This is a genomic window from Nocardia brasiliensis IFM 10847 (genome assembly GCF_000710915.1).
GTDB lineage: Bacteria > Actinomycetota > Actinomycetes > Mycobacteriales > Mycobacteriaceae > Nocardia > Nocardia brasiliensis_A.
In genome coordinates this window covers 63,437-70,655 of the sequence record NZ_BAUA01000155.1, presented here as the reverse complement: position 1 = coordinate 70,655, position 7,219 = coordinate 63,437, and the positions used below count along the sequence as shown (strand labels likewise).

The window sequence follows — 7,219 nt, the reverse complement described above, 5'->3', positions numbered from 1 at the left end:
GCCGGGGCGAGGTCGTGCAGGTCTTCGAACTGCTGCGGCGGCTGTTCCTGATCATCCACCGGCCCGTCATGGCCTACGGCGACTCGATCGAACCGTCGGTCGCCGAATTCGAGCAGCTGTTCAACAAACTCGTGCAGGACCCGGGGCGGATCGACACGGTCATCGCCGGAATCAAGGACTTCATCGCGAAGATCTCGGCGATGCTCGGCGCCGACGGGATCACGGTCGACCAATCGGCCAGTGTGGTGCGCGGTCCGGCGCTGTGCGTTCCGTTCGAGGGGAGGGCGTGCTGATGAAGCGCTGGGCGCGAACGGTTGTCGTCGCGGTGGTGGCGCTGGTCACCGTGGCCGTCGTGGTGGGCGTGAGCGGCGCGACCTGGGTGGACCGGGTGCGGCCCGCCCAGCAGACGATGTGTGCCGAATTCGCCGACACGGTGGGTCTTTACGACGGCAACAGCGTCACGCTGCTCGGTGTGGAGATCGGCACCGTATCCGGGATCGAGGCGCGCGGCGACCGTATGCGGGTGACGATGACGATCGACGGCAAGATCGAGCTGCCCGCCGACGTCACGGCGGCCACCCTGTCCAGCTCGATCGTGACCGACCGGCACGTCGAACTGTCCAAGACCTACACCGGCGGCCCGAAATTCGATACCGCGCAGTGCCTTCCGCTCGAACGCACGCGGACTCCGGTCGGGATCAGCGAGGCCCTCGACGCGTTGGCGACCTTGTCCGGCGACCTGGTCGGGGTGCAGTCCACGCCGACGCCGGGCGCGCCGTCGGACCGGCTGCTCGATCAGACGCTCACCGGCGCGGTCAACGCGCTGGACGGCACCGCGCCGCAGTGGAACGCGCTGTTGCAGCGGCTGTCCCAGGTGATCGGGGACCCGGCCGATCGGGATGCGGTGCTGCGCAGGCTGGTCGACAACCTGGACCAGCTCACCACCATGTTCATCACCAACTGGCCCGATATGCAGGCGCTGATGGACAACCTGAACAACGGTATCGCACTGGTCGACGGCTTCTCGGCGGAGCTGTCGCGTGCGGTCGATCTGGCCCTGCAGTTCCTGCCGGTGATCGCCCGCAACGTCGGCAAATACGACCAGCAGTCCTTCGAGTTCCTCGACCGGATCGTGCCGCAGGTGCACCGCTACGCGGTGCTGGCGGGCAGCATCGTGGATCTGTTGATGAAACTGCCGCCGGTGGTTTCCGGTCTGGCGTCGATCGTCGACCCGGCGACCGGTGCGCCTCGCGTGAATTACCTTCCACCGCACTATGAATCGGCCGACGGCAGTCAGGTCGGGCTGCTCCAGGTCCTTCTCGCAACGGTGGGTGCGCGGTGAAACGCCTGCTGCTCGCCGCGCTCGCGCTGCTGCTCACCGGTTGTGGCGTCCGCGCGACCGACGTGCCGATCCCGGGCACCTATCTGGCGGGGGACACCTTCAGCATCCGGATCGAATTCGGCTCGGTGCTCAACCTGCCCGACCGCGCCAAGGTCATCGCGGAGGGCGTCGAGGTGGGCATGCTCGATCGGATCGAGCTGACCGGCGACACGGCCGTCGCCACCGTCGACTTGAAATCCGATGTGCGACTGCCGCAGACGGCCACGGCCGAGCTGCGCCAGAGCACCATCCTCGGCGATATCCACATCGCGCTGGCCGCGCCGCCGAATGCCGGGCCACCGTTCCTGGCCGATGGTGACGTCATTCCCCGGGCGCGGACCGTGCCCGCCGCCAACGTGGAAGACATCCTGCGCGCGATGTCGAATATCGTCACCGGCGGGCGATTCGGCGAAATGCAGGACCTGATCGTCAGCGTCAACGCCGCGTTCCCGACCGACGAGGCCGACCTCGCCCGCATCCTGGCGGGCGGTCGCAACGCATTACACGACCTCGCCACGCATTCCGCCGAGTTGGATCGGATCCTGGCCGCCGCGGCCAGTGTCACCACGACGCTGGAGGCGAACAAGGACAACGTCGACCGAACCCTGACGCTCGGCCCCGGCCGGGCCGCCGGCCTGTCCGATGTGCTGTTCGGCCTGGTCCAGTTGATCATCGACGGCGGTGAACTGGCCAGGTATGTCGGCGATCTCGCGCTGCCGCTGCGTGGCGACCTGCACGACATCATCAGCATCCTGGCCCCGGCCGCGCGCATCATCGCCGGCGCGGACACCACGGTCCCGATGAACGTCGACACGATGAACCGCCTGTTGCGCGAGAAGCTGATCCCGTTCTTCAGCGCGCCGCCCGATATCCAGGTGCGGCCGGTGGCGGCGGACGCGGTCGCGGCCGATGCCGCGCACCGCTCGGATCAGATGATCCAGGTACTGCGATCGATCGGGATGGTGCGATGAAACTTTCCGGACCTGTCTCGCTGGTGCTGCTGCTCGTGATGACCGTGGTGTGCGCCGCCTACATGGCGGTCGGCGTGCTCGACATCGATCCGCGGCGCAGCACGAATACCGTGACGGTGCTGATGGATTCGTCCGGCGGACTGATGCCGACCTCGCAGGTCGACCTGCGCGGGATGCGCATCGGCAAGGTACGCGCCATCACCGCGACCGGCACCGGGCTCGCGGTGCGGATCGAGCTGGACGCGAAATACCAGGTGCCGCTGGGCAGTGAGGTGCACGTCAGCAACCTGTCCGCGGCGGGCGAGCAGTTCATGGACTTCCGCCCCACCACGACGGCGGGGCCGTACCTCACCGACGGCAGCGTCGTGCCGACGAGCCAGGTGCGCGTCGCGACGACGGTCAGCGAGGCGCTCGCGAAACTGGATGTGCTGAATTCCCAGATAGATCCGGCGAAGGTCGAGCGGCTGGCCGCCATCGTGTCGCAGGGGTATGCGGGGCGCGAGCAGGAGATCGCCCTGCTCACCAAGACATTGACGATGACGGCGCAGCTGCTGCACGACAAACGGGACGCGATCACCCGGCTGTACGTGCACGGCCAGCAGCTCGCCGAGAATTTCGACGGCTACGGGCCGGTGATCGGTGACTGGGCCGACGATTTCACCCACATGCTGCCCGAGGTGGTGCACCTGATCGAAGGATTCCAGGGGTATTCCTATGCGGGCGAACACGTCTGGGACGAGCCGCTCGGTCCGCTGGTGCAGAAGATCGACCAGTACCTCTCGACGCTCGGACCGGATCTCGCGCATATCGCGACCGCGCTGAAGCCGGCCACCAGTGTGCTGAAACCCCTTCGGGTGGACGCGGGTTCGATCATCGACCTGCTGTCGGCCACCTTCCCGGAGCACGGGACCGCCCGGATCACGCTCGACCTGCCGAAGTAGAGAGTTGAGGACGTCATGAGCACCACCGAGACCACGACCGAGACGCCCACCGAGGAGCCGAAGGCGCCGCCCCGCAAGGGCATCGGCTATCTGCTCGGCGGCCTCGCCGTGCTGCTGACGGCGCTCGGCGTCGCGCTGGGGTTGGCCTGGCAGTCCAGTTCCGACGAGCTGTCCGCGCTGCGGCAGCACAACGCCGATCGGGACAAGGCCGCGGAGGTGGCCGCGGACTACACGCTGCGCTCGCTGACCTACGACCACAAGAACCTGCCCGCCTTCTTCGACAGCGTGCAGCGGGGCACGTCGGACGCGCTGCGCAAGCGCTACGACGAGGTACACGACACGCTGGCGAAGATCATGACCGAGGCGCAGGTGGTCGCTTCCGGGCAGGTGCTGGGCACCTCGGTGGACGCCCAAGGCAACAACCAGTACTCGGTGACCGTGTTCGCGACCCAGAAGACCCAGAACATCCAGCAGCCGAATCCGGTGACGGTGCCGAACATCCTGGTGGTGACGGTGGCCGAGAACGGCGGCGACTGGCAGGTCGTCGACTACGGCCCGAAAGGCGAGGCGCTGGGGCGTTGATAAACTCACGGGTCCTGGTTGGCGTCGGAGAGGGAGTGCTGTGCCGGACCAGCCCAGCGCGCCGCGCCGCGGTCGGCCACCGGAACCGGGCCTGGCGCAGCGGCGCAGGCAGCAGATCATCGAATCGGCCTATGCCGTATTCGTCGCGCGTGGTTATGAGGCCACCACGATCTCCGATGTCGCCGCGCACGCGGGCATCGGTCAGGGCACGGTGTACCGGTACTTCCAGAGCAAACGCGAAATATTGGACCACGTAGTCGATTTCGGCATCGCGAAGTTCGTCGATCGGGTGCAGCCGCGGACCCTGCTGAAACGTCCGGCCTCGGCGCCAGAATTGCTCGCCGAGCTCCGGTCCGCGATCGGCCGCTGGTACGAGATGCTGGACCAGGAGCCGGATTTCGTGCGGCTGTTCCTGGTCGAAGCCAGTGCGATCGACAAGGAACTCAGCGATCGGCTACTCGGCCTGGAGCTGCTGGTCAGCACGTTCGTGGCGCACGAACTGCGGCTCGGGGTGGCGGCGGGCTGGATTCGCGCGGACCTCGATCCGGAGGTGACGGCGCATATCGTGCTGACCTTGAGTGTCCCCGGCCTCTTGCAGGAGATGCGGGGCGAGAACACCGCGGCCGAACGGGAACGCACCACCAACGGCGTGCTGACTCTGCTCGAAAAAGCTTTGCGGCCACGCGATCTGGCCGGGCCCGCGCGATGAACGCCGCGGACCGGGGCGCCAAGCGCCGCGCCGAGCTGGTGCTCGCCGCGCACGAACTGTTCGTGGACAAGGGATACCGCTCGGTCGTCGTCGCCGATATCGCGGCCAGGGCAGGGGCCGCTCACGGCACGTTCTACAACTATTTCGACAACAAACGCGACATCCTCGACGCGGTCATCGACCACTACTTCGCCCTGATCCGGGAACGGGTGTTCGGCCGGGCGATCGCGGGCCGGCGCCCGAAGACCCTCGACGAGTTCTGCGAGGTGATCGCCACCATCGTGGACCACTGCTACGAATTGGTCGCCGACGAACCGGGTTTGGTGAATTTCATCCTGCTGGAGGCCGCCACGATCGACGAGCGGGTGGCCGAACGCTCGATCCGGAACCTGCGCGTCTACGGCGACGAAGCCACCACCCGGATCCAGCGCGGGATGGAACTCGGCTACATCGATCCGGCGCTGGATCCGCGCCTGACCGGGGCGGCACTGCTCTCCGCGCTGCTGGCGGCCCTGCTGTCCGCGATCCGGGACGGCGCCGACGGGCTGGACCAGACTCGGGTCCGGGCCCAACTCGTCGCCTTCGCGCACGCGACGCTAGCGCCCTGACGGAGCGAACCGGGCGGTCGCGTCCAGGATCGCGCGCAGCATCTCCGGGCTGCCGGTGTGTCCCGAATCGTCGATGACGTGCAGCTCGGCGTCCGGCCACGCCTGCGCCAATTGCCATGCGGTGTACAGGGGCGAGCCGAGGTCGAGCCGTCCGTGGATCAGCACACCGGGGATACCCGCGAGTGCGTGCGCCTCACGCAGGAGTCGGCCGTCCGGCAGCCAGGCGTCGTTGGCGAAGTAGTGCGCGCAGATCCGCACGAAGGCGAGCAGATCGGCATCCGTCTTGTCGCTGTATTGTCCTGGGCTGCCCAGGTTTTCGTGCGCGATGACGGCGTCCTCCCACGCACACCAGTCCCGCGCGGCCTTGGCGCGCACCTCGGGATCCGGGTCGTTCAGCAGACGGTTGTACGCGGCGACGAGGTTTCCGTCGCGTTCGGCGGCGGGCAGGGCGTCCCGGAACGCGGCCCACGGCCCGGGCAGGAAGCGGCCGACGCCGCGATAGAGCCAGTCCGTCTCCTCCGGTCTGGTCATGGTTACGCCGACCAGGATGATCTCGCAGACCCGCGCGGGATAGCGCTCGGCGTAGGCGAGGATCAGGGTGGAGCCCCACGAGCCGCCGTAGAGCAGCCACTGTTCGATGCCCAGATGCTCGCGCAGGCGCTCCATGTCGGCGATCAAATGGTCGGTGGTGTTGACGGACAGATCGACCGCGGGATCGGCGGCGTGCGGCAGGCTTTCGCCGCAACCGCGTTGATCGAACAGCACGATCCGATATTCGCTGGGATCGAAGTTCCGGCGCGAACCACGCTTGCCGCCTGAGCCCGGTCCGCCGTGCACCACCAGTGCGGGCTTCCCGGCCGGGTTGCCACTGGTCTCCCAGTAGATCCGGTTGCCGTCACCGACCTCCAAGAGCCCGTGCGCGTAGGGGTCGATCAGCGGAAACGGCTGCGGCACTGGCGCTCCCGGCGCGGTGGTCCCCATCGCCGGTACTCTACCGGCCGGACTTCAGGCGGATTGCTTCGCGGTGACCGCGGCCGGAACCGGCTCGCGGGTGTGCAGCGCGGCCCAGAGGGCGGCGGTGGCGGCGACGCAGGCGGCGGCGCCACCGACGTGGAAGACGACCAGGACGGCCGGGACGTCGGTGAAGTACTGCACGACGCCGATCAGGGCCTGGGCGCACACGATGGCGAGAACCACGAACAGCCGTTTGCGCACGGCCGGGGTGATGCCGACCGCGAAGAGGCCGAAGGCGAGGCCGATCAGCAGCGCGAGATAGCCGACGAGCAGTTGCGAATGCAGGTGCACCAGCGTGACGATCTCCACCTGCAACCGTTCGACCTGCCGCTCGATGCTCTTGTCGCCGGCGTGCGGTCCCGCGCCGGTGACCAGCGTGCCCGCGATCAGCACCCCGCTCATCGCGACCGCGCTGAGCCCGGTGAGCCAGCGCAGCGGCGCGGGCGCCTGCACGGTGGCGACGCCGTCGTCGGGTTCGCAGATCTTGGCGTACAGCACGACCGAGAGCCAGACCATGAGCATCGACGCGAGCAGGTGGATCGCGACGGTCCACCAGAGCAGCCCGGTGCGCACCGTGATGCCGCCGATGATGCCCTGCAACAGCGTGCCGCCGGGCATCAGCCAGGCGTAGACCAGCACATCGCGCCGGCGGCGCGCGCGGACGACCGCGAGCACGATCAGCGCGGCGCACAGCGACACCACGAAGGTCAGCAGCCGGTTGCCGAACTCGACGGCCTGATGCAGCACCGGCACCTCGGACACACCCACGGGGGTGAAACTGCCGGGGAAGCACTGCGGCCAGGTCGGGCAGCCGAGACCGGACGCGGTGACCCGGACGACCGCGCCGGTGACCGAGATGCCCGCCTGGGTGAGGATGACCGCGATCGCGAGGATCCGCTGCACCCGCAGCGAGGGCAGCGGCAGCTTGTCGACGAGTCGCAGGAACGCGCGATACAGCACGTCACGATGGTAGAGCACGGTCAACTACACGCTGTCGTTGGTACCGCGCACGG

8 protein-coding genes and 1 pseudogene are annotated in these 7,219 nt (G+C 68.1%); 7 read left to right on the top strand and 2 right to left on the bottom strand.

The window, feature by feature from the left end:
- The 7 genes and pseudogenes from NBRGI_RS30430 to NBRGI_RS30400 form a co-directional block, all read left to right on the top strand.
- Positions 1-293: pseudogene (locus NBRGI_RS30430) on the top strand (MlaD family protein); the annotation flags it as partial.
- Positions 293-1,342 (top strand): MCE family protein, encoded by a 1,050-nt coding sequence (locus tag NBRGI_RS44415; RefSeq protein ID WP_051728148.1) that lies wholly within the window; start codon positions 293-295, stop codon positions 1,340-1,342. The pseudogene NBRGI_RS30430 and the gene NBRGI_RS44415, both read left to right, overlap by 1 nt.
- The gene (locus NBRGI_RS30420; RefSeq protein WP_029900634.1) at positions 1,339-2,352 is read left to right on the top strand and encodes an MlaD family protein; all 1,014 of its coding nucleotides are present in this window, start codon (positions 1,339-1,341) and stop codon (positions 2,350-2,352) included. The genes NBRGI_RS44415 and NBRGI_RS30420 overlap by 4 nt, the downstream gene beginning before the upstream one ends.
- A complete protein-coding gene (locus NBRGI_RS30415) occupies positions 2,349-3,293 on the top strand; it encodes an MlaD family protein (protein WP_029900633.1) in 945 nt (314 codons plus the stop codon). The genes NBRGI_RS30420 and NBRGI_RS30415 overlap by 4 nt, the downstream gene beginning before the upstream one ends.
- A gap of 15 nt (positions 3,294-3,308) precedes the next feature.
- Positions 3,309-3,875 (top strand): hypothetical protein, encoded by a 567-nt coding sequence (locus tag NBRGI_RS30410; protein ID WP_051728147.1) that lies wholly within the window; start codon positions 3,309-3,311, stop codon positions 3,873-3,875.
- A gap of 40 nt (positions 3,876-3,915) precedes the next feature.
- A complete protein-coding gene (locus NBRGI_RS30405; protein WP_051728146.1) occupies positions 3,916-4,584 on the top strand; it encodes a TetR/AcrR family transcriptional regulator in 669 nt (222 codons plus the stop codon).
- Positions 4,581-5,192 carry a TetR/AcrR family transcriptional regulator gene (locus NBRGI_RS30400; RefSeq protein ID WP_029900630.1) on the top strand — a complete coding sequence of 204 codons (612 nt, stop codon included), beginning with the start codon at positions 4,581-4,583 and terminating at the stop codon, positions 5,190-5,192. The genes NBRGI_RS30405 and NBRGI_RS30400 overlap by 4 nt, the downstream gene beginning before the upstream one ends.
- Here the strand turns inward: NBRGI_RS30400 and pip are convergent.
- Entirely contained in the window at positions 5,181-6,173 is a 993-nt protein-coding gene (gene pip, locus NBRGI_RS30395; protein ID WP_081878299.1) for a prolyl aminopeptidase, read from the bottom strand. The two genes, NBRGI_RS30400 and pip, sit on opposite strands and share 12 nt — an antisense overlap.
- Before the next feature lie 24 nt (positions 6,174-6,197).
- A complete protein-coding gene (locus NBRGI_RS30390; RefSeq protein ID WP_029900628.1) occupies positions 6,198-7,166 on the bottom strand; it encodes a COX15/CtaA family protein in 969 nt (322 codons plus the stop codon).
- Between the last annotated feature and the right edge of the window lie 53 nt (positions 7,167-7,219).

Excerpts from the sequence above, each read along its gene's own strand:
- NBRGI_RS30400 (WP_029900630.1), top strand. The coding sequence starts at position 4,581 with ATGAACGCCGCGGACCGGGGCGCCAAGCGCCGCGCCGAGCTGGTGCTC.
- NBRGI_RS44415 (WP_051728148.1), top strand. The coding sequence starts at position 293 with ATGAAGCGCTGGGCGCGAACGGTTGTCGTCGCGGTGGTGGCGCTGGTC.
- pip (WP_081878299.1), bottom strand. The coding sequence starts at position 6,173 with ATGGGGACCACCGCGCCGGGAGCGCCAGTGCCGCAGCCGTTTCCGCTG.
- NBRGI_RS30415 (WP_029900633.1), top strand. The coding sequence starts at position 2,349 with ATGAAACTTTCCGGACCTGTCTCGCTGGTGCTGCTGCTCGTGATGACC.
- NBRGI_RS30410 (WP_051728147.1), top strand. The coding sequence starts at position 3,309 with ATGAGCACCACCGAGACCACGACCGAGACGCCCACCGAGGAGCCGAAG.